Origin of the sequence: Lysobacter sp. M2-1, from assembly GCF_022662495.1 — a bacterium.
Lineage (GTDB): Bacteria > Pseudomonadota > Gammaproteobacteria > Xanthomonadales > Xanthomonadaceae > JAKPBU01.
In genome coordinates, this window is record NZ_JAKPBU010000011.1 from 268,817 (window position 1) to 294,421 (window position 25,605).

General features: G+C 67.7%; 23 protein-coding genes. 5 read left to right on the forward strand and 18 right to left on the reverse strand.

Going from position 1 to position 25,605, the window contains the following annotated elements:
• Nucleotides 1–3 precede the first annotated feature (3 nt).
• From MC375_RS16500 to MC375_RS16570, 15 genes are all read right to left on the reverse strand, one after another.
• The gene (locus tag MC375_RS16500; RefSeq protein WP_242104501.1) at nt 4–1,113 is read right to left on the reverse strand and encodes an ABC transporter permease; all 1,110 of its coding nucleotides are present in this window, start codon (nt 1,111–1,113) and stop codon (nt 4–6) included.
• Nucleotides 1,114–1,246: 133 nt separating this feature from the next.
• Nucleotides 1,247–2,173: an ABC transporter ATP-binding protein gene (locus tag MC375_RS16505; RefSeq protein ID WP_242104647.1), complete on the reverse strand. Its 927-nt coding sequence runs from the start codon at nt 2,171–2,173 to the stop codon at nt 1,247–1,249.
• A 72-nt stretch (nt 2,174–2,245) separates the two neighbouring features.
• Nucleotides 2,246–3,220 carry an HlyD family efflux transporter periplasmic adaptor subunit gene (locus MC375_RS16510; protein ID WP_242104502.1) on the reverse strand — a complete coding sequence of 325 codons (975 nt, stop codon included), beginning with the start codon at nt 3,218–3,220 and terminating at the stop codon, nt 2,246–2,248.
• Between the two features lie 25 nt (nt 3,221–3,245).
• On the reverse strand, nt 3,246–3,914 hold the full coding sequence (locus MC375_RS16515) for a TetR/AcrR family transcriptional regulator (RefSeq protein WP_242104503.1): 669 nt from the start codon (nt 3,912–3,914) through the stop codon (nt 3,246–3,248).
• A gap of 78 nt (nt 3,915–3,992) precedes the next feature.
• A complete protein-coding gene (locus MC375_RS16520) occupies nt 3,993–4,787 on the reverse strand; it encodes a WecB/TagA/CpsF family glycosyltransferase (RefSeq protein ID WP_242104648.1) in 795 nt (264 codons plus the stop codon).
• Nucleotides 4,788–4,792: 5 nt separating this feature from the next.
• Nucleotides 4,793–5,602: a polysaccharide pyruvyl transferase family protein gene (locus MC375_RS16525; protein ID WP_242104504.1), complete on the reverse strand. Its 810-nt coding sequence runs from the start codon at nt 5,600–5,602 to the stop codon at nt 4,793–4,795.
• A complete protein-coding gene (locus tag MC375_RS16530; RefSeq protein ID WP_242104505.1) occupies nt 5,592–6,791 on the reverse strand; it encodes a glycosyltransferase family 1 protein in 1,200 nt (399 codons plus the stop codon). Before MC375_RS16530 ends, MC375_RS16525 begins: the two co-directional genes overlap by 11 nt.
• Nucleotides 6,792–6,817: 26 nt before the next feature.
• Nucleotides 6,818–8,257, reverse strand: coding sequence for a lipopolysaccharide biosynthesis protein (locus MC375_RS16535; protein WP_242104649.1), 1,440 nt, complete (start codon nt 8,255–8,257; stop codon nt 6,818–6,820).
• Between the two features lie 50 nt (nt 8,258–8,307).
• Entirely contained in the window at nt 8,308–9,363 is a 1,056-nt protein-coding gene (locus tag MC375_RS16540) for a glycosyltransferase (protein ID WP_242104506.1), read from the reverse strand.
• Nucleotides 9,360–10,514 (reverse strand): glycosyltransferase family 4 protein, encoded by a 1,155-nt coding sequence (locus tag MC375_RS16545; RefSeq protein WP_242104507.1) that lies wholly within the window; start codon nt 10,512–10,514, stop codon nt 9,360–9,362. Before MC375_RS16545 ends, MC375_RS16540 begins: the two co-directional genes overlap by 4 nt.
• Complete coding sequence (locus tag MC375_RS16550; protein ID WP_242104508.1) at nt 10,511–11,551, reverse strand: acyltransferase family protein; 1,041 nt, start codon at nt 11,549–11,551, stop codon at nt 10,511–10,513. The genes MC375_RS16545 and MC375_RS16550 overlap by 4 nt, the downstream gene beginning before the upstream one ends.
• 52 nt (nt 11,552–11,603) lie before the next feature.
• Complete coding sequence (locus tag MC375_RS16555; protein ID WP_242104509.1) at nt 11,604–12,872, reverse strand: polysaccharide biosynthesis protein GumE; 1,269 nt, start codon at nt 12,870–12,872, stop codon at nt 11,604–11,606.
• Nucleotides 12,873–12,960: 88 nt separating this feature from the next.
• Nucleotides 12,961–14,409, reverse strand: coding sequence for an undecaprenyl-phosphate glucose phosphotransferase (locus MC375_RS16560; RefSeq protein ID WP_242104510.1), 1,449 nt, complete (start codon nt 14,407–14,409; stop codon nt 12,961–12,963).
• A gap of 425 nt (nt 14,410–14,834) precedes the next feature.
• Complete coding sequence (locus MC375_RS16565) at nt 14,835–16,238, reverse strand: GumC family protein (protein ID WP_242104511.1); 1,404 nt, start codon at nt 16,236–16,238, stop codon at nt 14,835–14,837.
• A complete protein-coding gene (locus MC375_RS16570; protein WP_242104650.1) occupies nt 16,220–16,861 on the reverse strand; it encodes a polysaccharide biosynthesis/export family protein in 642 nt (213 codons plus the stop codon). The genes MC375_RS16565 and MC375_RS16570 overlap by 19 nt, the downstream gene beginning before the upstream one ends.
• A gap of 493 nt (nt 16,862–17,354) precedes the next feature.
• On the opposite strand from MC375_RS16570, the gene MC375_RS16575 reads away from it, so the two are divergent.
• Together MC375_RS16575 and ybeY are read left to right on the forward strand one after the other, a co-directional pair.
• Nucleotides 17,355–18,350, forward strand: coding sequence for a PhoH family protein (locus tag MC375_RS16575; RefSeq protein WP_242104512.1), 996 nt, complete (start codon nt 17,355–17,357; stop codon nt 18,348–18,350).
• 75 nt (nt 18,351–18,425) lie between these two features.
• Nucleotides 18,426–18,914: an rRNA maturation RNase YbeY gene (ybeY, locus tag MC375_RS16580; RefSeq protein WP_242104513.1), complete on the forward strand. Its 489-nt coding sequence runs from the start codon at nt 18,426–18,428 to the stop codon at nt 18,912–18,914.
• 128 nt (nt 18,915–19,042) lie between these two features.
• Here ybeY and MC375_RS16585 read toward each other — a convergent pair whose 3' ends face one another.
• Nucleotides 19,043–19,531 carry a hypothetical protein gene (locus tag MC375_RS16585; protein WP_242104514.1) on the reverse strand — a complete coding sequence of 163 codons (489 nt, stop codon included), beginning with the start codon at nt 19,529–19,531 and terminating at the stop codon, nt 19,043–19,045.
• Nucleotides 19,532–19,736: 205 nt separating this feature from the next.
• On the opposite strand from MC375_RS16585, the gene MC375_RS16590 reads away from it, so the two are divergent.
• From MC375_RS16590 to corA, 3 genes are read left to right on the forward strand one after another with little or no spacing between them, the layout of a single operon-like run.
• A complete protein-coding gene (locus tag MC375_RS16590; protein ID WP_242104515.1) occupies nt 19,737–20,618 on the forward strand; it encodes a transporter associated domain-containing protein in 882 nt (293 codons plus the stop codon).
• A gap of 40 nt (nt 20,619–20,658) precedes the next feature.
• Nucleotides 20,659–21,858, forward strand: a complete 1,200-nt coding sequence (locus MC375_RS16595) for a DUF4105 domain-containing protein (protein WP_242104516.1) — start codon at nt 20,659–20,661, stop codon at nt 21,856–21,858.
• Complete coding sequence (corA, locus tag MC375_RS16600) at nt 21,851–22,873, forward strand: magnesium/cobalt transporter CorA (RefSeq protein ID WP_242104517.1); 1,023 nt, start codon at nt 21,851–21,853, stop codon at nt 22,871–22,873. Before MC375_RS16595 ends, corA begins: the two co-directional genes overlap by 8 nt.
• A gap of 15 nt (nt 22,874–22,888) precedes the next feature.
• Here corA and MC375_RS16605 read toward each other — a convergent pair whose 3' ends face one another.
• Nucleotides 22,889–23,878, reverse strand: coding sequence for a LacI family DNA-binding transcriptional regulator (locus MC375_RS16605; protein ID WP_343223512.1), 990 nt, complete (start codon nt 23,876–23,878; stop codon nt 22,889–22,891).
• Nucleotides 23,879–23,916: 38 nt separating this feature from the next.
• Nucleotides 23,917–25,422, reverse strand: coding sequence for a glycoside hydrolase family 30 beta sandwich domain-containing protein (locus MC375_RS16610; protein WP_242104519.1), 1,506 nt, complete (start codon nt 25,420–25,422; stop codon nt 23,917–23,919).
• Nucleotides 25,423–25,605 lie beyond the last annotated feature (183 nt).

A 25,605-nucleotide genomic window follows, 5' to 3' on the forward strand; every position in this document is an offset into this window, starting at 1 on the left:
TCATCAGTCGAGCCGTTTGCGGAACCGGCTGATCGCCAGGGTCATCATCACCGCAGTGAACGCGATCAGCGCCGCCACGTCGGGCCACAGTTCGGGCAGCCCCGCACCGCGCAGCATCACGCCGCGGATCAGGCGCAGGAAATGGGTCAGCGGCAGGACTTCCGCGAGCCACTGGATGACCCGCGGCATGCCGGCGAACGGGAACATGAAGCCCGACAGCAGGATCGAGGGCAGGAACACGAAGAAGCTCATCTGCATGGCCTGGAACTGCGACTGCGCCTTGGTCGAGATCATCAGGCCGAGGGTGAGGTTGGCGACGATCAGCAGCAGCGCGGCGACGTAGACATCCAGCACGCTTCCGCGCACAGGCACCTTGAACAGCCACAGGCCGAGCAGCAGCACCAGGGTGGTCTGGACCAGGCCGATGCCGACGTAGGGCAGCACCTTGCCGATCATCAGCTCGCTGCGGCTGACCGGCGTGGCGATCAGCAGCTCCATGTTGCCGCGCTCGCGCTCGCGCACGATCGACACGCCGGTGAACAGGACCATCGTCATGGTCAGGATCACGCCGATCAACCCGGGCACGATGTTGACGGCAGAACGGCGCTCCGGGTTGTAGAAGCTGACCACGGCGATCTGCCGGGCCGTGACTTCGCGCGCGCCCGTGGCGTTGGCAAGCGCAACGCTGTTGTCCAGCGGCATCTGCGCGAGCTGGACGGCGGCGCTCTGGACCACCGTGTCGCTGCCGTCGACCAGCACCTGCACCGCTTCGCGGCCGTCGATGCGGCGGCGCTCGAAGTCGGGTGGGATCACCACCCCCACGCTGATCTCGCCACGGCGCAGGCTCGCCATCAGTTCCTGCGGCGTGTTGACCGTTTGCGTCGGCGCGATCACGCCGGTGGCCACCATGTCCATCACCAGCGCGCGCGCGCCGGCCGTTCCTGCCTGATCGGCTATACCGGCGGACAGCCCGCGCAGGTTGAGGTTGATCGCATAGCCGAACAGCACCAGCTGCATGACCGGGATGCCGACGATCATCGCCAGGGTGATGCGGTCGCGGCGCATCTGCCGCATTTCCTTGAGCATGACGGCGAACAGGCGGCGGAAGTTCATGGCGACACTCCGCTGGGCGTGGGAGCTGCCTTGGCCGTGATCGGTCCGGGCTGCGCACCCGTTCGCGTAGAAGAGACTCGCGGCCAAGGCCGCTCCCACGGAGACCGCACGCCCGCAATGCCGATGTGCATGCTCATGCCGCCTCCCTGTCCGGCTCGCGCCCACGCGTGGCCGAGACGAAGACGTCTTCGAGATTGGGCTGCGACGCTGCGACTTCCGCCTGCAGCCCCGCCTGCCGCAGGGCGGCGTGGATGCGCGCGCCTGCATCGCCGTCGGCCGTGGTCAGGACGCGCAGGCTGTTGCCGATCTGGGCGACGCTGAGCACCCCCGGCAGACCGACCAGCGTCTGCTGCGCGCGGCGGGGCTGCTGCGCGAGCACCGAAACCGTGCGACCGGCCAGCGCGGACGTCAGTTCGTCCGGCGTGCCGTCGGCCACCAGCGCGCCGCGATCGAGAATGGCGATGCGGTGACAGCGTTCGGCCTCGTCCATGTAGTGGGTGGACACCAGCAGGGTGGTGCCGGCATCGGCCAGGTCGAAGAGTTTTTCCCAGAAGTCGCGCCGCGATTCTGGATCCACCGCGCTGGTCGGCTCGTCCAGGAACAGCAATTCGGGCTCATGGATCACCGCACCGGCCAAGGCGAGCCGCTGCTTCTGGCCGCCGCTCAGGGTGCCTGCGAGCTGTTTCTGCCGGTCGGCGAAATGGTATTGCTCGATCAGCTCGTCGATCCGCCGCCGGGCCTGCGGCTTGTCGAGCCCCTGCACCGCGGCGAGGAAGTCCAGGTTCTCGCGCACGGTCAGGTCCTCGAACAGCGAGAACTTCTGGGTCATGTAACCGATGCGCAGGCGCAGCGCGTCGGCCTGCTCGGGAATGCGCAGGCCGAGCACCTCGATCTCGCCTTCGCTCGGTGTCAACAATCCGCAGAGCATGCGGATGGTGGTGGACTTGCCCGATCCATTGGGGCCAAGAAAGCCGTAGACATGGGCCGTGGGCACGGTCAGGTCGACGTGGTCCACCGCGACCAGGTCGGCGAAGCGCTTGGTCAGGCCGCGCGCGCGGATTGCAATGGATTCTCCCGCTCCATCGGAGGATTCGTGCGCGATCGCGGGCTCCGGACGCGTCATCGGGCGCCCTCAATCCTTTCCCGGCTTGGCGGAAGTGGGTCCGGACGCGAACTCGACGCGCACCGGCAAGCCCGCCGGCAACTGCGCGGCGTCCTTACCCAGGGATATTTCAGCGAGATAGCTCAGGCGCGCGGCGTCCTCGCCGATCAGTGCGTAGTACGGCGTGAAGCTGGGCTCGCTGCGGATCATGCGCACCCGGCCCGACAGCACGGCATCGCGACCGTCCACGTGGACCTGCACGCGGTCGCCCACCTTGACGCTGGCGCGCAGGGGCTCGGGCACATAGATGCGCGCGTACGGTGCGTCGCCCACGAGCAGGATCGCCAGCGGTGCGCCGACCGGGGCCTGATCGCCCAATCGATAAGGCAGGCTATCGATGCGACCGGCGCGCGGCGCGACCACGTCGAGTTTGTCCAGCGTCGCCTGCTGCGCGACCACCTGCGCTTGCGCACCCTCGGCCGCAGCGCGCGCCTGCGCGATCTGCTCGACGCGCGCACCTCGCTCCAGCTGTTCGAGCACGGCCTGCGCGGCGCGGACCTGCGCTGCCGCATTGCCGGTGGCGGCCCGCGCGCGGTCGACATCGGACGCGGCGACCAGCTGCCGGCTTCCGAGCGGCTGCAGCCGCGCGTAATAGGCAGCGGCATCGCGTGCCTGCGCCTGCACTGCGGCGAGGTTGGCGCGTGCCTGGGCGATCTCCTCGCTGCGGGTACCGGCTTCCAGTTCGGCCAGGGCATCGCGCTGCCGCTGCGCCTCGGCTTCCGCCGCGCGGGTCTGCGCCTGGGTGCGGGTGCGTTCCAGGGTGAGCAACTTGGCGCCGGCCGCCACCTGCTGGCCTTCGCGCACGTCGATCGCGACGATGCGCTCGGCAGCGGGCGCCGGCAGGGCAACGCGATCGTATTCCAGGGTGCCGAGCGCCTGCGGCGGGTCCTCCGCACATCCGGCCATGACCACCACGACGACGACCGCAGTGCGCAGGAATTTCATGCAGATGCTCCGGTGTGCATATGGGTCAGCCGGCGCCGATGCCGCGATCGAGCAGCGCCAGCGTATGCAGGCGCAGGGCGTCGGCATCGAGGTCGTCGGCATCGAAGATGCGGCGCCAGATCGGCGCGCCGGCGGCGGGGAACAGGGTCAGCCCGACCAAGGACACCACCAGCAGGCGCGGGTCGAGATCCGGATTCAGCTTGCCCTGCGCCTGCGCGGCAGCGAAGCGCTGCGCCAGCAGCAGCGGCACCTGCGGCGCCATCCGGCCGACGAGAAGATCGCGCAGCGCGCCGCCCTCACTCAGGACCTCGCGCACCCACAGCGACGGCAGCCACGGATGCTGCACCACCAGCCGGCCGATGCCGATCACGAAGCGCGCGACCAGCTCGTCGACATCGTCGCCGGCCGCCAGCAGCGTCTCGCGCAGGCCGGCAAACAGCGGCATCAGCCGCTCCTCGATCACCGCATCCTGCAGCTGCGCCTTGTCGCCGAAGTAGTAATGCAGCAGGGCCGGGGTCACCTCGGCTTCGGTGGCGATGTCGCGCAGCGAGGTGGCGGCGATGCCGCGCACAGCGAAGCGGGCGACCGCCGCATCGAGCAGCCGCTCGCGCAGGTCGGGGCCTGCGGTGCCGGGGCCGCGCCCGGAGGGGCGGCCGCGGGTGCGTTGTCTTGCCGGGGTCTTGGCTGTGGCCATGACTGTATTTAATTATATGTTTAATTAAATTTCAAGTCGTTCACCTGCGTTCGGCCGCAAGCGGCGGCTGGGTCGGTCCTACGAGGCTCCGGACAAGCCGGGCAGCCGTCGCCCCTCACGCAGGCATACAGCGAAGAACACGAACAGGTCCAGGGTGTAACGCCTGAGCAGCCGCCGCGGTTCGCGCGCCAGGCGATACAGCCATTCCATCCGCCAGCGCCGTATCCACCCCGGTGCCCGTTCCACGTTGCCGGAGAGAAAATCCAGCAGCGCACCGACCCCGAACAGCACCGGCGCCGTCAGCGCCTCGCGATGGTCGAGGATCCACGCCTCCTGGCGCGGATTGCCGAACGCCACCAGCACGATATCCGGTCGCAGCGCGTTGATCCGCGCCACCAGCCCGTCGCCGGCCGCGGCGAATTCGTCATACCCGTCGCAACTGCCGACGACCTGCTGCCCCAGTGATTCGGCCAGGTGCCGCCCTGCCCGCTCGGCCACGCCCGGCGCGCTGCCGAGCAGGAAGAAGCGGAGCGGCCGCGGGCTGCACGCGCACAGGTAGGGAACGAAGTCGGTGCCGTTGAGGTTTTCCGCAAAGCGACGGCGGTGCACCAGCAGGGCGGCCAGATCCATGCCGATGCCATCGTTGACCACGCGCACGGACGGCGCCAGCAACTGCGGCCGCAGCGCACGGCACTGCACCACGAAGTTGGTATTGGCGAAAAACACCTGGCGCCTGGTGCCGCCCTCGCAGGCGGCGAGCACATCGCGCGCCAGCACCTCGCGCGCCAGCGAATGCACCCGATATCCGCCGAGCGTCAGCGGCGCCTCAACTTCGGCAGGCGTGGTTCCCGCCACGGTCGCGCCGTTCCGCACCGGCGTCACCACAGGTCGTAAGGGAACGCGGCCATCAGCGCGTCCTGCAGCCCGGCCAGATCGAAAGCAGCGTTGCCGCCGAGTGATCGGCAGGCTTCGACGGACTCGCCGGCATGCCATTCGCTGCGGCCGGTGCCGCGGTAATAGTCGTCATACTTGAAGCGGTGCTCGCCATTGCCGCTGTCCAGGTACACCGCGGGGATGCCGTAGGCCTCGGCCAGGATCACCCCGTGCAGCGAGCTCGACACCACCAGGTCGGCGCCCAGTAGCGCGCGCACGAAGGCCAGCGGCTTGCACGTCGGCAGCACCAGGTGATCGCGATAGGCCGCGTACTTGTCCGGCGATTCGTTGAAATGCGGCACCACCGCGAACGCCTTGCGCGAGCCGGTGCCAACCAACTCTCCCGGGAAGAACCGCGGCATCAGCAGCGCCGGGTCGCCGTAGATCTCGGGCACGGCGATACCGCGCGCCTGCAGGTAACTGCGCGTCAGCGGGCCCCGCACTGCGCGTACGTCGAGCCTGCGGAACTGGTGGCGATCGTCGTCGATCTTGCCGTTGATGCCGCTGCCCCATACCGCCTCGCCATCACGGGCGTTGTGCAGCACCGAGCCGATCGAGAACAGCCGGTGGCGCCGGTCGCGCTTGTCGATCAGGTCAAGATCGCGCAGGCCAAGCATCGCTTCCACGATCACTTTGGCAAGGTAGTCGCCGACATTGATCGCGCCGTTCTTCGGCCGCCACCAGTACATGGCGCGCTGTTGCTCGCGTTCGATCCAGGCCTTGAGTATCGACACCGGCGCCCCCTCAGCCCGCATGCCGCATGCGCGCAGCTGCGATGCGCGTGTCGGGAAACGCCGCGGGGTCGAGCAACCGGTCGACGGTCTGCGCCCAGTCCAGCGGCCGACGCGAGCGCACGCGCGGAGCGGCGAGCGCGCGGCGCACCGCGGAGGCGATCGATTCGGCGTCGCCCGGCGCATAGCCGAAACGCGAGGCGTAGCCGCCGACGATCGCCTCCGGACAGATCGCCGGCACCCCGAAGAAGTCGTACTGCAGCAGCTTCAGCGAACTGTCGGCGAGGTATGCCGGGAGCCGGGCCGAGGCATACGGCGCGATGCCGAAGCGCGCGTGCTTGATGTAACGCAGGGTTTCGGTATGCGGCATCTCGCCATAGACGCTCACGTTGTCGCCATAGCCAGGCTGGCGGCCGTACCCCGACCCGATGACATGGAAGGCGATCTGGGGGAATGCACGGCTGGCGGCCGCGATCGCTCCGGGATCGAACAGCATCGAACCCACCGACACCGCGTGCACGCCATCGGCATATGGCGATGGATCGCCCTGCTCCGCCAGTGCCGGATCGATCCCGTGACCGATGTGGTAGACGTTGTCGCGGCTGGCGATCTCGGCCGCCATCGTCGGCGAGACCAGCGCGATCGCATCCATTGCAGGCGCGATCCGGGCCAGGGCGCGCGCGACGTAGTCGGCGCTGTCGATGGCCGACAGGCTGTCGGAGGCGCGGTAGATCAGCCTGGCCTGCGGATTGGTGCGCCGCGCCAGCTCGATGAACACCGCCGCCGTACCGCTCTCGAACACGATCGTGTCGGCCTCGCGCATCCACTGGCGCAGGATCGCGGGCGGCCTGGCGGCGTAATGCCGGAACAGCCCGTCCTCGAATGGACGCAGCCAGCGGCGGCGGGTGTTGAATGGGTGCAGCGTGGTCTTCCACAGGAAACAGTCGACGCCGCGATGGCGGACCACGGTGTTGGCGCTGGCGTCCAGGGGCAGGCGGATGTCGCGTTTCCACTTCGACAACCGGCTGTAGCGTAGCGAAAAGAAACGGGTCGGACCGCGACGGGCGAGCTCGGCGGCAATGGCATGGATGCTCGCACGCCGCGGCGTGCGGTAGTCGTGCGCCGAGAGCACCAGAAATCCGCCGCTGCGAGGTACGACGTACGCGGCCGGTTGCGGGATTACGGCAGTAGCGGTGGCGGTGCCTGCGCCCATGGTCCGGTTCCTCGTCGATGCGGTAGTCATCCGCTGCGCACCGTGCGCAGCAGGGTGTGCGTATGCAGAATGCCGGCGACGTCGCGCCGGAACCCCGGCCACAGCGCGCACACCGCCGCGAACGCCACCGCACCCGCGACGGCGCCGAGCGCGAGCTTCGCCGGCAGCGACGTGGCCCAGTGCGCGGCGGCTGCGTACGACGCAACGCCGCATAGCGCATAGCCGGCGATCGCGCGCACGCCATTGCCGGCCATGCCGCGCACCGGCGCATCCGAAATCCTTCCCAGCCACCACAACGCGAGTGGCCACGACAGGGCGCTGCCGACGGCGTAACCCATCGCGACGCCAAGCGCGCCCCACTGCGCACCGGACGCGATGCAGGCGATCACCAGCGTGCGGCTGATCACGGCGTAACGCAGCTGCGAAGCGGTCAGGCCCTTCGACATGAACACCCAGTACGCGGCATAGCCGGCCGACTGGAACACGGCGCCCACCGCGAGCGCCTGGAACATCGGCACCGCCTCCGCCCAGCGCGCGCCGAGCGTCAGCACGATCAGCGGCTCGGCCTGCGCGCAGGCGAATGCGAACACCGCGATCAGGAAATGCATCAGCGCCGCCTGCCCGCGCAGCAGAAACGCTGCGTATCGGGCGGGATCGCCCTGCAGCCGCGACAGCACCGGCAGCGCCACCGAGGTCGCCGGCGCGTTGAGCTGGGTCAGCGGCATCGCCACCAGCGCGAACGCGCGGTTGTACAGACCCAGTGGCGCCGCGCCCAGACGATTGCCGATCAGGATCTGGCCGACGTTGTTGCTGAACCAGGCCAACAGCTGCGAGGCCATGACGTTGCCGCCGAAGCGCAGGAAGCTGCGCACCTCGGCATCGCGCTTCGGCAGGCCGGGCAACCAGCGCGCTGCGGCGACCATCACCGCGAGGATCATCGCCGCCTGCACGATCTGCTGCACGACCAGCGCCCAGTAGCCGTAACCGGCCAGCGCCAGCACGACCGCCACCGCCAGCCCCGCCAGCTGCCCACCGACTTCGGCCGCGGTCAGCCGCTTGAAGCGCAGCTCACGGGTCAAGTGGGCGCGGTACTGCGTGGTCAGACCGTTGAGCAGAAAGGTCAGCGCGATCGCCTGCGCCAGGCCGCGCAGCAAGGGCTCGCCATAGAACGCCGCGATCCGGCCGGCCATCAGGAACACGACCAGGGCCAGCACCAGCCCGATCGCGGTGTTGATCCAGAACAGGTTGTCGCGCTGCCCGCGGCTCAGGTGCCGCGCCTGGATCGCCGCCGAGGACAGGCCGAAGTCGCGCAGTACCTCGCCGACTCCGACGATCGCCAGCACCATCGTCACCAGGCCGTAGTCGCGCGGCGTGAGCAGACGCGCCAGCAGGATGACGCCGCCAAACTGCACCGCAATCTTCGCCAGCTGTCCGCCCATGGTGACCAGCGCGCCGCCGGCCGCCATGCGTCCCAGCGACGGTGGTGTCTTGAGCTCGGATCCGCGCGCAGCCACCGTCAGCGCTCCTTCCACCGCTTTGCCGCACGCAACGCGCTGGCGTAGGTGGCGTGATGCTGACGGCCGAGCTCGGGCCAGTCGCGCCGCGAAAGGTCCGGAAGCCCTGGTGGCGTGGGGATCCGCAGCGCTTCTGCCAGTGCTTCTGCATCGAGCACATCCTGATAGAGCCGCACCCAGCCGGGCCCGACTTCCTTGGCGAGGCGCGCATTGGCCTCGCTCCATGGCACCAGCACCGGTCGCGTCAGCGAAAGCGCGAGCAGCAGGGCGCCGGAGTTGTGCATCTGCCGGTACGGCAATACAACCAGCTGCGCCTCGCCGATCTCGCGCGCCAGCACGCCATCGTCGACGTAGCGCAACAGCGCGCTGACCCGCGGATCGGCATCGCAGGCCGCCTGCACCTTCGCGCGCATCCGGTCCGAAGCCGGATTGCCAACGACGCGCAGCGTCGGCGATCTGCCGGGCAATGCGGAATCATGCAATGCGCCGAATGCCTCCAGCAGCGCCTCCACGCCCTTGTACGGACGGATCAGGCCGAAATACAGCAGCCGACCCGGCACCGTGGGCGGAATCGGCCGCGCCGCAAACCAGTCGCGATAGTGCCCGTGCAGGATCGTGTCGGTCGCCTCGCTGCCGTCGTCGCCGGCGGCGTTGATGCAGATCCGGCGTCTGGTCAGGCGGTCGAGCCCACGCAGCAGCAAGCGCTCCGTCCATCCACCGCCCTCATGCGGCTGCAGGTTGTGCAGGGTGCGTACCACGGGCGTGCCCGTCGCCCACAGCCGCAGCAGCAGTGCGCCCACGCCCAGCCGCTTCAGCAGCGCGCGCAGCCGGTTGGGGTGGCGCAGCAGATACTCCGGCCAGTGCACATGGAACAGGTCGTAGTGCGCGAACAGGGCGCTGCGCAGCGAGTAGTACCTGGTTTCCACCTCCCGCGGCAGGGCTGCAACCAACTGGCGGAGGTAGGGATTGGTCGTGTCGTCCGGGGGCGGGATCGACTGCAGCACGACAATGCGCGGCATGGCCGCCCGCACGTCGGTCATCGCGTGCGCCGGCATCATGGCGACGCCCCGTCCGGCTGCGCATTCGGGTCAGGCCGCGCCAACGCCGCCCGATACTCCGCCAGATAGGCGGCAACCGCGTGCCGCCACTGGTAGCGGGCGGCGTGCCGCATCGCGCGCTCGCGTCGAGCCGCATGGCCTTGCTCTGAAATGTCCACAAGCCCGCGTACCGCGTCCGCGGCGGCGGGCAGATCGCCCACGTCCACCAGCGCGCCGAGTCCGGACTCGGCATGCAGCTTTGCGTAAGGCGGGATCGCGCTCAGGATCGGCACCAGTCCGCCGCTCATCGCCTCTATCGCTGCAATGCCGAAGCCCTCATGGCGCGACAGCGAGACGAAGTACTGCGCGCGTGCAAACAACTCCGCCAGTCGCGACTGCGACGGTGCATGCACGATCTCGACCGCCGGCTGCAGTCCGCGTGCCGCGACCTCCCGCTCCAGATCGGCGCCACTCAGGTCGAATTCGCGTCCTGCCAGCAGCAGCCGCCAGTCGGTACCGTCGCCGCGCAAGGTCTCCAGCAGGTCGAGGGTTTCGATCAGGCCCTTGTTGACCGACCAGCGACCGAAACTGAGCAGGGTCCGCCCCGGCGCCGCACTGCCGAGGCCCGCGAACTTGTCCACGTCCACGCCGTTCTCGATCACCCGCAACCGCTGGGCCGGGACCACGCGCGCGAACAGGTCGCCGTCGTTCTGACTGGTGGCAATGATGCGCCGGTAGGCACGCGCCGACGCGCGAGTCACCGTGCCGAACCAGAACCGCTTCAGTGCCGACGCGTAATTGGTGTGGAAAAACCCGCCATGGGTGGAGACGATCATCGGCTTGCCGTGCACGACGGCGGTCGCGGCCAGGTAGTCGTAGAAGAAGTCGATGCCGTGCACGTGGATCAGATCGGCGTGACGCACTGCAGCCAGTGCGTGCGGGCACAACGGGTAGCGGGACGAACCGATGTACGACAGGCGCCGCACCGGCACGCCATCGTGCAGATCGCTGCCCGGCAGACGGTCGCCATCGCCGCGGAACAGGCGGTCGAGGGTGATCACTTCGACCTCGTCGCGACCTTCGGCCAGGTGGCGACGGGCGATGTTCGCCACGACCTCCTCGATTCCGCCCACGGAAGGGTGGAACTGGCGGACCACGTGCACGACCTTCATGCTCGCGCCTCGCGGAAGCCGGCGCGCAGGCCCAGTGCCCACGGCGCCCAGCCGACCAGCAGCGCCCGCATCGGCACGCACAAGGCCAGCGCCAGCAGCGATACCAGCACCGCCCAGGCCGGCCCGGGCTTGCCGCCGTCGAACAACCCGGTCAGCGACGCCACCCCCGAGAGCACGAAGAACACCGGCATGTGCGTGCACAGGATCAGCAGGGTGTTGCGGCCGATCCACTGCAGCGCCCTCACCCGCACCAGCGCCGCCGACGCGGACAGCAGCAGCGCGGTGCCGAGCAGCGCAGCGCCAAAGAACATCCAGCCCGATGCGCCGAAGCGCAACTGCACAATGTCGACGCGGCCGTTGAACCAGGCCAACGCCGCCCATGACAGCAGCAGCGCAGTCGCGCTGGCCGCGGCCAGCGGCGTCCACCGTGGCACCTGGACCCCGGCACCCGCCGCACCGACCGCGTAGAACGCCAGCGCCACCGGCAGCACGTCGAGCGCGAACGGCAGGCGGATACCGACCTGCGGGAACCATGCGATCCATGCCAGTCCGGACGCCAGCGACAGCAGCGCCAACGCCCGTGGCGGCAACACGCGCCGCAGCAGTGCATACGCCAGCACGGTCACGAACAATGCCGGCAGGAACCAGAGCGCCGGATTCACATAAAGGTGCGGGCCGATGCCGCTGACGAATCCGGACAACGGATCCCACCACGGCACGTCGCCCCAGCGCTGCGCCTTCTCTCCGATGTCGCGGGTCAACAGCCAATAGGCATATGCGGCGAAAAAGAACGCCGCATACGGCAGCAGCAGCGAGCGCGCCAGCCGCATGGTGAGCGCACGCGGTTCATCTCCGGCACGGCGCGCGGCGAACCAGCCCGACAGGACGAAGAACGCGGGTACATGGAAGCTGTAGACCGCGGTCGCGAACCAGGCTGGAATACCCTTGGCGTGCCCGAGTACCACCAGCACGATTGCTACGGCCCGCGCAGCATCGATACGTGCATCGCGCACTGCGGGCGGGCGTGACGGGCTCACGGCGCGGGGCATCGCGGGGGCCTGTGCGATCGACACGACGCGGCAGCCCGGCTCAGGCCCGTGCCAGCGCATGCAACGCGCCATCGCGTGCGGATCGGTCCTCGATCCAGCGCCGCGCCGCCGCAACCCGCCCCACCTGCACCTGCCACAGGTAGCCGCAGGCGAACCACCACAGCGCGCCGGTCTTGATCGAGAAGTAGCTGTTCGACACCAGCAGGCTGAGCGCGAACGCGAAGATGAAGAGGTTCTTGAACAACTGGCCGTGCGTCGTTGGCATCCGCAGCAGGAACGCATACCCGACCAGGAAGGCCAGTACCGTGGCCAGCGACTGCGATGCGATGAAGTACGCGATGCCGCTGTCGGAGTAGGTATACGGCGCTCCGAGGTCCAGCCCCAGCCATGCGCGCGGCGACATGTTGCTCAGCGCGTCGACGGTCACATAGATCCGCCCAAGCAGCGTGTCCTCGTACGCCTCGACGCCCGCCAGCCGCACCAGCAGCCAGCCGCCCGCCACCACCCCCATGAACACCAGCATCGACAGCGACTGGTCCAGTCGCCGGAACAGCGGCGCGAGTACCAGCATCATCAGGCAGGTCGCCGTGGCCAGCCGTCCGTCCGATGCGATCAGCAGGAACAGCACCACCGCCAGCGACAGGACCTGACCACCCACGCCCAGCGCACGGCGGAAGGTCAAGGCCACCGCGGCGAAAAAGATGATGAAGTTCCCCATCGTGACCGGCTCGACGAAGATCGACGACGCCCGCGGCAGCGTCATGCCGGCCAGCCAGATCCGCTCGCCCGGACGCGTGGCATTGACATTGAGGTTGCTGTCCGGGTTCCAGAAATCCTCCTCGACCGCGCCGCGGGTGTTGATGAAGTAACTGCGCGGGTCCGCCAGGTCGCCATACAGCGTCGGAAATGCCATCTCGAACGCCGCGACCAGCACCACGACCAGCGCCAGCCACAGCAGCAGTCGCGGCAGCGAGCCGCGATAGGCCGTGCCAAGCATCAGGAACGCGAACGGCACCAGCGCATCGCGCAGAAACTTGAGGTCGACTTCCCACAGCACCAGGGTGCGCGCGAGGTTGAGCAGCACGAGGCTGCCGATCCCGGCCAGCACCAAGGCCATGCCGTTGCGATCGAGGGTACCGACGCCGAGCAGGAAGCAGCCGGCATAGGCGACCAGTTCCGCGGCGTACGCTGCCGACGGACCGATCGCGAACAGCTGCGCGTTGACGATGGCCAGCAGGAAGTTGTAGCCCACCGCGAACAGCAGCAGCAGCGCCGCGATCCGGTTGCGCCAGGCGTCGCCCGGGCTCATCGGCACACGGACTCGGAAGCGGGACCTGTGACCGAAACCCGGAGCACACACGTCGTTGGCCTGCATCCCCGCACGAATCGGAGCCGACTCAATAGGCCCCCTTCTGGCCAAGCACCTTGACCAGGGTCATCGCCATGATCTTGATGTCGAACCACAGCGACCAGCGGCGGATGTAGTCGAGGTCGTACTGCACCCGCTTGCGCATGTCGCGCAGCATCGGCGTCTCGCCGCGGAAGCCATTGACCTGCGCCCAGCCGGTGATTCCCGGCTTCACGTAGTGGCGCTGCGCATAGCAGTTGATCAGCGCCTGATAGTGGCGATTGTGCGGGATCGCATGCGGACGCGGGCCGACCAGCGACATGCTGCCACCGAGCACGTTGAACAGCTGCGGCAGTTCGTCCAGGCTGGTGCGGCGCAGGAACGCGCCGACCCGTGTCACCCGCGGGTCCTGGCGTGTTGCCTGCGTGACTTGATGCTCGCCTTCGCGATGCATGCGCATCGAGCGGAACTTCAGCATCTGGAATTCCCTTCCGGCGCGCCCTTGCCGGCGCTGGCGGAAGAAGACCGGTCCGGGCGAGTCCAGCTTGACCGCGATCGCGATCGCGATCATCACCGGGGCAAGTCCCAGCAGCGCGACAAACGCCAGGCAACGGTCGACGACCGCCTTGAACACCAAAAACTGGCTCTCGCGTCCGACGCTGCCCTGGCGCAGGCTGATCACCGGCACGTTGCCGAGCTGCTCGCCGGCCTGGTTGAGCATCGAGATCTCGACCAGGTCGGGAATCAGCTTGATCTTGATCGGCGTATGTTCGAGCTGGGACAGCAGCGGCTTGATGCGGCTCAGCTTGTCGAGCGGCATCGACACCCATACCTCTTCGACGCTCTCTTCGGCGAGGAATGCCGGCAGGTCGCGCAGTTCGCCCAGACAGGTCATCTCCGAGCTTTCGCCCACCGCCATGTCGTCGCGGGTGCGGAAGTAGCCAAGCAACCGCATTCCGACCCATGGGTTCTGGCGCAGGTAGCGCTGGATACGCACGACCGGGGGCCGCAGCCCCACCACCACGATGCGCTGCACGTCGACCCCGTGGCTGCGCAGGCCGTGGAGCAGACTGCGCACCAGCGTGCGCGACAGGGCGAGCAGCACGAATCCCCCCGCAAACCACATCCCGACCCACAGCCGCGACACTTCGTGCCCGACCTTGAGGATCAGCGCGTAGATCGAGAACAGTGCGAAGGTGCCGCCCCAGGCGGCGCCCAGTACCGCGATCTCACGCAGCAGCCCGAGCCCCCGCCAGCTGCGGTACAGCGGCAATGCGTTGAAGCAGATCACCGCAAACAGCAGCGATGTGCCGATGACGAGGCGGTAATCGGCGCCTGGCATCCAGCTGCCGGAACGGAGCCGATAGGCGATGAGGGCCGCGCCCAGGACGACGATCATGTCCGAGATGCGCAGGAACACATCGGCAGCAGCCGAGTATTTCGAAAGCAGCCGCGGGGACGCACCCGCGAGGCCTGCGTTGAGGTTTGCCAGCAGCATGTGCGTTGTTCGCAACCAAGCCGGCATGCAGGAGGTGGGGGAACATCCGCATGACCGTACTGTTTGCCACCTTGCCCGCGTCCTCTCCGATGCCCTCCCGTACCGGCCCCGGATCACGGCAAGTCGTTTTCGTTTCCACTGGAAGTTCTGTCGCGGCGCCATGCGACGAAGCGCATGCCGCGCTTGCGTTGTGCTCAGACCATGTGCACTCCTTTACGCGATGGTGCATTGCACCATAACCCATTTTTCTGAAGGTTTTGCGTCGTTGGGCGACTTGTTTGAAGGTTCAGCCCATCAACATGCGCGAGTGCTGGCGATGTTCCATTTTTTCTGCGACCAGATACTCACACTGCACCCACACCGGGCGCGCGCAGGCAGCCACCGGAGCCATGTTCGCGATGCCGAAATGCGCGGCCCGCCCGGATTCACCGCCGGACCCGCACGACATGCGCGAACAACGCAGCGACCACGCCCCCGAACAATCCGAACAGCAGGGCCAGTGCCAGGTTGAGTGCGATCCGCGGCGAATCCGCCTTCCCGGGAACGTCCGCCGGGTCGACCACGGCGATGTTGTTCGCCCCCACGTTGCCAACCACGCCGACTTCCTTGAACCGCTGCAGCAAGCCGTCGTAGAGCTGGCGATTGGTATCGACCTCGCGCTTGAGCATGTTGTAGCGGATGCTGCGGTCCTGCAGTTCCAGCTCATCGGTCTTGAGGCTGTCGATCCGGGCCTCGAGCATCTGCTCCTGCAGGCGGGCCGCCTCGTACTCGGCCTCGATCGAGGCGCGGACCCTCGCGACCTCGGCCGTGATCTGACGATCGGCTTCGCCGATCCGCCCGCTGAGCCGCTGCATCTCCGGATAGTCGGGCTTGAAGGTCGGCAGCTTCTGCTGGTATTCGGCGCTGAGCTGCAAGCGGCTCTGCTCCAGGCCCTGAATCAGCGGATTGGACACGACCTGGGGCAGTGCCCTGCCGTTGCCACGCTCGGCCTGCCGCCACGCCGCCTCTGCCTTGATCCGCGCATCCTGCGCCGATGCAAGCAGTGCATTGAGCTCGGCCAGGTTCTGCGCGGGCAACGATGGCTTGTCGTCGCCCACCGAGACGATCCGCTCCGCGCCGGCGAAGGCGACGAAGCGCCGTTCGGAATTCTGCAGCCGCTCGCGCTGCTGGGCGAGCCGGGTCGCGAGGTATTTGGTGGCGAAGCTGGACGCCTGCAGGCGGCGATCGAGGTTGCCGGCGATGAACTCGGCAGCGTACGCGTTGGCGACGCGCGCAGCCAACTGCGGATCCGGCGAGCTGAAGTGCAGTCGCACCAGCCGGGAATTGCGCACCGGTTCGACCTGCAACGCGGCCAGCACCGCCGGCACCAACGCGCGCTCGACGGCCGCCTGGCGCTGGGCGGAACCGGCCCGGGCACCAAGCTTGCCCAGCGCTTCCTCCACCAGGCCCGCATACGCCGGATGGGTGGCGAGCCGCGCCCTGCCGATGACCCGACGCGCGAGGGTGCGGCTCATCAGCAGCTCGTACTGGGTCTGGTAGAAATCGCGGTCCATCGGCGATTCGGCCGGCAGCAGGTCCTGCATGTCCACCACCTTCAGCGGTTCGCGCTGGATCTGCAGCGTGGTGGTGGCGCGGTACTGCGGCGTCATCATCAGACTCGCGAACAATGCGAGCGCCACCGCCATCGCCGCGACCAGCAGGACCAGCCACCAGCGGCGCAGGATCGCGCCCATATATTCGGCCAGATGGCTCTCGGCCGGCGCGTCGTAGAGTTCGCGCCGCGCGGCGCGGGTACGGCGGTCGTCGCTGGTCATCGGTATGCGCGCCACACGGCCAGGAACGGGGTGAGCTCGACCAGGGTGCGCAGCACCGTCCGCACGCCCGAGACGTCGACGATCACGATGTCGCCGCCATGGATGTCGGGGTCGTCCAGCGCGCCTTCCTGGATCTGCTTGAGGTCGAAGCGCGCGAACACGCGCTTGCCGCCCACGGTACGGAAGACGATCACATTGCGCGGATTGGCCACGTTGGTGATGCCCCGGCTCATCGCCACCGCCTGTTGCAGGGTCAGGTGCGGCGCCTCCATCGGGTACACGCCCGGTTCGGTGACCGCGCCGCCGACCGTGACCCGCTGGGTCGGCGATTCCTGCAGCGACACCGTCACCTGCGGATCCTGCAGGTAGCGCTCGCGGTAACGCGCCGCGATCCGCTCCTGGAGGCGCGCGATGTCCAGCCCCGCCGCCTCCACGCCGCCGATCAGCGGCAGCGAGATGCGGCCGGCATTGTCGATGCGGATGTCGCGATCGAGATCCGGGATCTGGAAGACCTGCACCTTGAGCAGGTCTCCGGGGCCGAGCCGGTATTCGGGACGTCCAAGCGCGTCGCTCAGCGGATCGCCCGGCGGCAGTTCCTCGACCGGCGCGCTGCTCGCGCATGCGGCCAGCCCCAGCATGGCGACCGCAAGCAGCAGCGCCCGTATGGAAATCATCGGCAGCGTGCGCCGAAGGATGGTTGGACGCCCGGGGGACAGGGGCGATCCGCTGGCGTGGACAAGGCGCAATCGGGCAAGACGAACCTTCCTGGGGAAGCAGGGATATCGGATCCTGATGGGCCGCCTTGTCTGGCGGCGGATCCAGCACCAGAAGCGCCGCGGAGACGGCATGCAGCGACTTGTTCTTCTATGTATACCGCAGTGCAGCAAAATTTCCGCTGCCGCAGATTAAATCCAAGGTGAACCAAGCAAAGGTTGAGCGATGCATCACATCGGTCGGTCGTTGAAACGACTTCCAGGAGCCGTCATGCGACCATGACAACGCCGCTGCGGCGAATCTCATCGCTTCCGCGCGGCACATAAGATTTCACCTGCAACCAACGGCGCGTCCGCCACTTCAGTGACGACGGGCCTGCCCAAGCCTCAGCCCTGGCGCCCCATCCGCCCAAGCGCAATGCCTGCATCCCCTGCCCAACGCGATTTCGCTCTCGAACCCGCCGACACCGAACGCCTCGCCAACCTGGCCGGACCGTTCGACGCCCACCTGCGCCAGATCGAGCTTCGGCTGGGGGTGGAGATCTCCAATCGGGGCAATGTCTTCCGGATTACCGGCCCCGAGGCCGAACCGGTGTCGCAAGCCGAGCAATTGCTTCGCGAGCTGTACGAGGAAGCCGAGGACGAGACGTTCGACGGCCATGCGATCAATCTGCGCCTGAACGCGGTCGGGAGCCGGGCCGCGGACCGCGCGGTCGATGGCGGATTCGTGCCGCAGGACGTGGCGATCCGGGTCAAACGCGGCACGATCCGGGGGCGTGGCCCGAACCAGCAGAAGTATCTGCATGCCATCGCGACCCACGACATCAATTTCGGGGTCGGTCCGGCCGGCACCGGCAAGACCTTCCTCGCGGTCGCCATGGCGGTGGATGCGTTGAACGAGTCCCGGGTGCAGCGGCTGATCCTGGTTCGCCCAGCGGTGGAGGCCGGAGAAAAGCTCGGATTCCTGCCCGGCGACCTGAGCCAGAAGGTCGATCCTTACCTGCGCCCGCTGTACGACGCCCTCTACGAGATGCTGGGCGTCGAAAAGGTGATGAAGCTGCTGGAGAAGTCGGTGATCGAAATCGCGCCGCTGGCCTACATGCGCGGCCGCACGCTCAACGACGCGTTCGTGATCCTGGACGAGGCCCAGAACACCACCATCGAGCAGATGAAGATGTTCCTGACCCGCCTGGGGTTCGGCAGCACCGCGGTGGTCACCGGCGACATGACCCAGATCGACCTGCCCCGGCACGTGAAGTCGGGCCTGAAGGATGCGATCGAGGTGCTGCGCGGCGTCGAGGGCGTCAGCTTCACCTTCTTCGAGGCACGCGACGTGGTCCGCCACCCGCTGGTGGCGCGGATCGTCAGCGCCTACGACGCACGCGATGCCAAGGACGCGCAGACCGGCCCGTAACCGGCATCGCGCGACGTTCGCCGTGCATCCTTCCCGAGTGACCGGCAGGACTCGGACCCACGCTACAATCGCCGGGTGACCAAGGGTCCCATCCGCCTCGACGTTTCCGTCAGCTACGCCACGCCGCGCGCCGGTCTGCCGTCGGCGGTGAGCTTCCGCAAATGGGTCGCGGCAGCGCTCGCATCGCGCATCCTCGAAGCCGATCTGGCGATCCGCATCGTCGGCGCCCGGGAAGGCCGTGCGCTCAATCGCCATTACCGGGGCAAGGATTACGCGACCAACGTGCTCAGCTTTCCCGCCGACATGGCCGAAGGCGTGAAGTTGCCCAAAGGCGTGAAGCTGCCGCTGCTGGGCGATATCGTGCTGTGCGCGCCGGTCGTGGCGAAGGAGGCGAAGGAGCAGAAGAAGCCCCTCGCCGCCCACTACGCGCACCTGACCGTGCACGGCGTCCTGCACTTGCTGGGCTGGGATCACCAGGACGAACGCGATGCCGACTGCATGGAAGCGCTGGAGCGCGAGATCCTCGCCGGCCTGGGTATCGAGGACCCGTACCTCTCCACTTGATCCCGTTCGTCGCAGGGTCGACAACGCCCAGAGTATCCGTCAAATCACACGGGAAGGCGGGCGGAATCTGCGTTCCCCCCGCCTTCCCGGGCGCACAAATCCTGGCTATTCCGGGTGCGCCCCTGCCGTCAAAGGCAGTCGATCAGGCCGTCCATGATGGTTCTCGTCGAATTCGGCAGTGGCGCATAGAGCGGCTGGTCGCCCTGCAAGGCGTCGATGAACTGATCGATGGTGGTGCCTACGGCCAGTGGCGTGCGGCAACGCCAGAAGCCGCGCTGCGAAACGCTGATGCGGCCTGTGTAGGGGTCGATCTCCTCGTTGCTGGCGGCGAAGATCCACGCGCACATGCCGACACGCCCGCTGGCCTGGTCGACCGAGCAGCGGAAACTCAGCGGCTCGATATTTGTGAAGTCGCCTTCGCAGAACGTGTCGCCGCAGATCTGATCGAAATCGCGCTTGAGGTTGATGCGCAGGTTGATCCAGCCCTCGTACTGGGCATCCGGCAAGGCGTAGCTGGAGACGTCGACATAGCTGGGGCTGGTCTGCGCCTGCGCTGCGAACGGCACCAGGGCGGCGAAGAGGGCGGCGAACGTGGCGGTAAAGAGCGAACGGGTCATATCAGTCCTCCATGACAGGGGTGAGTTGCGGGATGGTCCGCGGACGACACTGTGCCCGGACCGCCGGCCTTGCCCCATCGCCGATCTACCCGGCGACGGCTCGGATTTTTCCGATTCCGCACCGGACAGAACCGTTTCACCGACCGGCAACCGGTCCGCGATAGACTTTCCAGCGACGCCCGACGCGGGCGCCCCCAGCGCAGAGATGTCCGAGGACGACACTAGTTACAGCCCCAGCGAGCCCCAGGAACGTTCTGTCGAGAAGCCCCGCCGGTCCTGGCTCGACCGCATCAGTTCCGCGCTTTCCGGCGAGCCGAGTTCCCGCGAAGACCTGATCGAACTGCTGCGCGATGCGCAGGCCGACGGCCTGATCGCGGCCGACACCCTGCGGATGATGGAGGGCGCGATCTCGGTTTCCGAGCTGAGCGTGGCCGACGTCATGGTGTCGCGCGCGCAGATGGTGGCCCTGTCGGCGGACGCGAAGTTCCTCGACCTGATGAAGCAGGTGGTCGACTCCGGGCATTCGCGCTTTCCGGTCCATGGCGAGGACAAGGACGAGATCCTGGGGATCCTGCTGGCCAAGGACCTGTTGCGCGGCGTGGTGGCCGACAACGGCCCGGGCAGCATCCGCGAGCTGCTTCGCCCGGCGGTGCTGATCCCTGAGTCGAAGAAGCTAAACGTGCTGCTGCGTGAGTTCCGCCAGTCGCGCAACCACATGGCCATCGTGATCGACGAATACGGCGGCGTGGCCGGGCTGGTGACGATCGAGGACGTGCTGGAGGAGATCGTCGGCGAAATCGACGACGAGCACGACGAGGCCGAGGACGTGACCAAGCTGATCGCCGCGCAGGCCGACGGGCAGTACGTGGTGGACGCACTCACACCGATCGCGGATTTCAACGAGCGTTTTTCGGCCGACTTCGACGACGACGAATACGACACCATCGGCGGCCTGGTGACCGCAGCCATCGGCCACCTGCCCGAAGCCGGCGAGGAGCTCACGCTGGGCCGGTTCGGTTTCCGCGTGGCGCGCGCGGATGCGCGCCGGCTGCATGCTCTGCACGTCAGCGTGCACAGCGATGGGTGATGCCATCGCGTCCTCCCCCGTGCGTGGGGGCAGGAGCACGTTGAGTCAGCGGCTGTTGCTGCTGGCGCTGCTGGTTCTGGCGCCGCTTGCGCAGGCGGCGCCGCGCATCGGCGTGGCGACCATGCTGCCGGGCGAGATCTTCTGGGAGCGCTTCGGCCACGATTCGATCGTGGTGGACGATCCGGCAGCGGGCGCACCGATTTCGTACAACTTCGGATTCTTCGACCTATCCGAACCAGGCTTCGTCGGTCGTTTCGTTCGCGGCGAGATGGAATACCAGCTGGTCGCCCTGCCCTTCGCCGAGGATCTGGTCTATTACCGCGATACCGGGCGCGGGGTTTCGATCCAGTGGCTCGACCTGAGCGATGCCGAAGCCAATCGACTCGCCGTCGCGCTGGCGGAGAACGCCAAGCCGGAGAATGCGCGCTACCGCTACGACTACTTCACCGACAACTGCGCCACCCGCGTGCGCGACGCCTTGGACCGTGCGCTCGGCGGCGAGCTGCGGCGGCAGATGGAAACGCGCTCGCAGGGCAACAGCTATCGCAGCGAGGCGGTGCGCCTGGCCTCGCCGGCAGACTGGATGTGGCTCGGTTTCGACGTCGGACTGGGGCCATTCGCCGACGTAACCCGGTCGCGTTGGGAAGACGCCTTCGTGCCGATGCGCCTGGCCGACGCACTACGCGACGTACGGCGCGCGGACGATCGGCCCCTGGTGCGCAGCGAACAGGTGCTGCTGCCGCACCGGATCGCACCGGAACCTCGGCCGGAACCGCAGCGGTGGTGGCCGTGGTTGCTCGCCGGGATCGGGGTGGCGGCAGTCCTGTTGCTGCTCGGACGCGCCGGACCCAGGTCAACCCTCTGGGTCGCCCTGCCCGCGTGGACGCTATGCGGAGTGCTGGGACTGGTCATGGCCTTCCTGTGGTGCTGCACCGCGCATCGCGCAGGCTGGGCCAACCACAACCTGCTGCTGTTCAACCCGCTCTGCCTGCTGCTGTGGCCAGGAGCGGTGCGCATGTTGCGCCGACGCGAACCCGGGCGTCTGTTCCGCAGCCTGCTGCTCGCGATCCTGGCTGGCGCGATGCTCGCGCTGTTCCTGCTGTGGCTGCCGCTGCAACCGCAACGCAATGCCCCATGGATCGGCCTGATGCTGCCGGCCCACGCCGCACTGTGGTGGCTGTACGCGCGCGCCGGCCTTGTCCGCCAGGCGGCCACGGCGCAGGATGCACGGCATGCGTGAGATGACCGACAACGCTGGCCAGGCCTGCCAGGCCGACATGCCCACCTGCGTGGTCAACTGCGCGGCCTACGACCGCAACGGCCAGCGTCGCGACGTCAGCCTCGACCAGATCAGCGATGTGCTCGCCCAGGACGACGGCAGCTTCGTCTGGGTCGGTCTGTACGAACCCGAGGATGCGCTGCTCGACAAGCTGCAGGAGGAGTTCGACCTGCACGATCTCGCGGTGGAAGACGCGCAGAACGCGCACCAGCGACCCAAGCTGGAAGGCTACGGCAGCTCGCTGTTCCTGGCCGTGCATACCGCCCAGCTGGTGGATGCTCACGTGCGCTTCGGCGAAACCCATGTGTTCGTCGGCGCCCGCTTCCTGGTCACGGTGCGCCACGGCGCATCGCTGTCCTATGCGCCGGTACGCGCGCGCCTGGAGCGCGAACCGGAAATGCTGGCGCAAGGGCCGGCATTCGCGCTCTACGGGGTGCTGGACTTCATCGTCGACAATTACGTGCCGATCGTGGAGGAGTTCCGCGACGAGCTCAATGCGCTCGAGCAGGACGTGTTCGCCGAGACCTATCGCCGCAACACCATCCTCAAGCTCTACGAGCTGAAGAAGGAACTCACCCAGATGCGCCTGGCGGTGGCGCCGATGCAGGACATCGTGGCGCAGCTAGCGCGCACGCCAGTGGTCCAGCTCGGGGAGGAGGCCCGGCTGTATCTGCGCGACGTGCTCGACCATGCCGTGCGCCTCAACGAATCGATCGACACGCTGCGCGAGATGCTGACCGCGGCGATGAGCGTGAACCTGTCGCTGGTGACCATCGCCCAGGGCGAAATCGTCAAGAAGCTGGCCGGCTGGGCTGCGTTGCTGGCGGCGCCGACGCTGATCGCCAGCTGGTACGGCATGAATTTCAGCCACATGCCGGAGCTCGCCGGGCGCCACAGCTACTTCATCCTGATCGGCGCGGTGATCGTCGTGGTGTTCGTGCTTTACCGCTATCTGAAGAAGGTGCGCTGGCTGTAGCGCTGCGGCCGGCAGTTACGCGTCGGGCGCCCGGCCGGTCGAGTCCCGCAGCTGCAATGTGTAGTCGACCGCCACCATCTGGCCGGCACCGGGTTCACGGATCGCCTTGAGCAGTTCCAGCGTCGCCATGCGTCCCATTTCGCGGGTGGGCTGGCGTACCGTGGTCAGCGCGGGGGTCACATGGTGCGCGATCGGCACATCGTCGAAGCCGCACACCGACAGGTCGCGCGGCACCGACAGGTGCAGCTCCGACGCCACCCGCAGCACGCCTGCGGCCATGTCGTCGTTGGCGGCGAAGATCGCGGTCGGGCGCGGATCCAGCGCCAGCAATCGCCGCGCCGCGCGTACGCCCGATTCGAAGGTGAACTCGCCGGGGGACAGCCATTCCCGCCGGCACTCGAGCCCGGCCAGCTTCATCGCATCGCGATAACCCTGCAGCCGCCATTCGCTGGCGCCATGGTCCGGGTGTCCGGAGATGTGGGCGATGCGACGATGCCCGAGCGACACCAGGTGCGCGATGAGCTCGCGCACCGCACCGCGATCGTCCACCGTCACGCCCATATGACCGTTGCCGGCGCGCGGCGAGATGCTGGCGTAGGGCATGCCGCGACGTTCCAGATAGGCCAGGAATTCGAGATCGTCGGTCAACGGCGGAATCAGCACGAACCCATCGGAGCCGTAATGGCCCAGCAAGCCGTCGATCTCGTCGATCGACTCCCGCTGGCGGTAGGTGAGCGGCGCCAGCAACAGGTTGTAGTGCTGCGCACGGCAGGCCTCCAGCACGCCGCGCTGGATCTCCATCAGGTAATTGAACGAAGGATTGTCGTACGCGAACGTGACCACGTAGGACCGCTGCCCTGCCAGGCTGCGCGCGGAATGGTGCGGGCGATACTGCAGGCGCGAAACGGCTTCCTGGACACGCTTGCGCGTGTCCTCGCGCACGTTCGGCTCGTGGTTGAGCACCCGGGACACGGTCTTCATCGACACGCCGGCGGCGGCGGCCACGTCTTCGATCCTGACTCGCGTTGCGTCCATCGAGCTGTCTACCTGCCCGTCCCTGATCCGCCTTCAGGATGCCATACGAAGGTCGCAAGGCTCCTCGCCGGCAGGGTATAGGCGAAGCTGCGGTCGCCGGTGGCCACCGAGAACCTGCGCTCGTCCGCAGCCGAATTGGTCACCACCAGCACCCGCGATCCGTCGTCGGCGTTGACGAAGGCGACGTTGTCGACCCCGTCACGGCCTTCGCTGGAAGCGACCCGCCACGCCCCTCGCCGGACGAAGCGGCTGGCGTGGGCCAGCGCGTAATAGTCGTCGGTGCGGGTCACCGCGCCGGTCTTCGAATCGATCGTCACGACGCCACGGCAGGTTGCGCAACCACCGGCATGCGGGCCGCGGTTTTCGTCCAGCGCGAGGTTCCAGAACAGCACGCCGCGCGCCCAGTGCCGCGTGGTGTCGATGATCAGGCTGCGCGCCTGCAGGGTCAGGCCACCGCTCTTGACCGGTTCCCAGTCGCCGCCGGAGCACTCGGTGAGGTAGACATCCTTGTCGGGAAACGCGGCATGCACCTGCGATTGCGCGGAGACTTCTCCACCGTAGCAGTGCCAGGCCACGGCGGACACGTAGGGCGCGGCCGCGGGATCGCGCAGCACGGCCAGCGGCTCGTGCGGCTTGTCCCAGTTGTGGTCCCAGTCGAAGATCTCGACCTGCTGCTTTCGGCCGGCAAGCATCGGGCCGAGGTGGCGTCCGATGATCGCAGCGCGCGCCTGTGCGTCCAGCCGCATTCCTGGATAGTCATCGGGTTCGAACGCCGGCTCGTTCTGCAAGGTCAGGGCAAAGATGGGGATACCCGCGCCTGCGTAGGCGTCGACGTACTTCACCAGGTAACGCGCGAATGCGTCGTAGTACTCCGGCTTCAGCGTTCCCTTGATCAGGCTGTCCGTGGTCTTCATCCACGCCGGCGCGCTCCAGGGCGAAGCCATCACCTTGAGTTCCGGATTGATCCCGATCGCCGCGCGTGTCACCGGAATCACGTCGTCGCGATTGGGATCGATGCTGAAGCGGCGCAACTGCGGATCGGTCTCGCCACTGGGCACGTCATCCAGGCTGTAATGGCTACGCGAGAAGTCCGAGGCGCCGATGGTCAGGCGGGTGAAATCGAAGCCGATGCCGGCGCCCTCGCGCCCGAACAGCTCGCGCAGCAGCGCATCGCGCTGTTCCGGCGACATGCGGTGCTGGATCAGCCACGCCGAGGCGTCGGTGATCGCGGCGCCGAAGCCGAGCATGCGCTGGAACCGCTTTCCCTCATCGATATGGATATGGATCGGCAGCGGCGGCTGCGCGGCGAAGATCGCCGGCGGCATCGCCGCCATCGCCCTGGATTGGTCGGAAGTCGTCAACCAGACCGATACGTCGTGCCGTGCGTTGGTCGCTCCGCCGTCGTCGAGATGGCGGTCGGGGGTCAGCTGGCAACCCACAGCAAGCAACAGACCAGCAAACAAGCCCAGCCATGCAGGCAGCCGGAGCGATGGCAAACGCAAGAGTTCTGGCATGGTGCCTCCCGTGCTCGGCGCCGCGCGCCAGCCGTGCTGCGGTGCAGCGTAAACGTGCCTGCGCGGACACGCCGCGCTACGTTTCACACAGCAGCCGCCGACATTGCGACCGGCGGTCTGCTTAACGCTTGACACACGAATTCTTCACACGTATGACAACGCTGTCAACAACGCCCCGGGAGG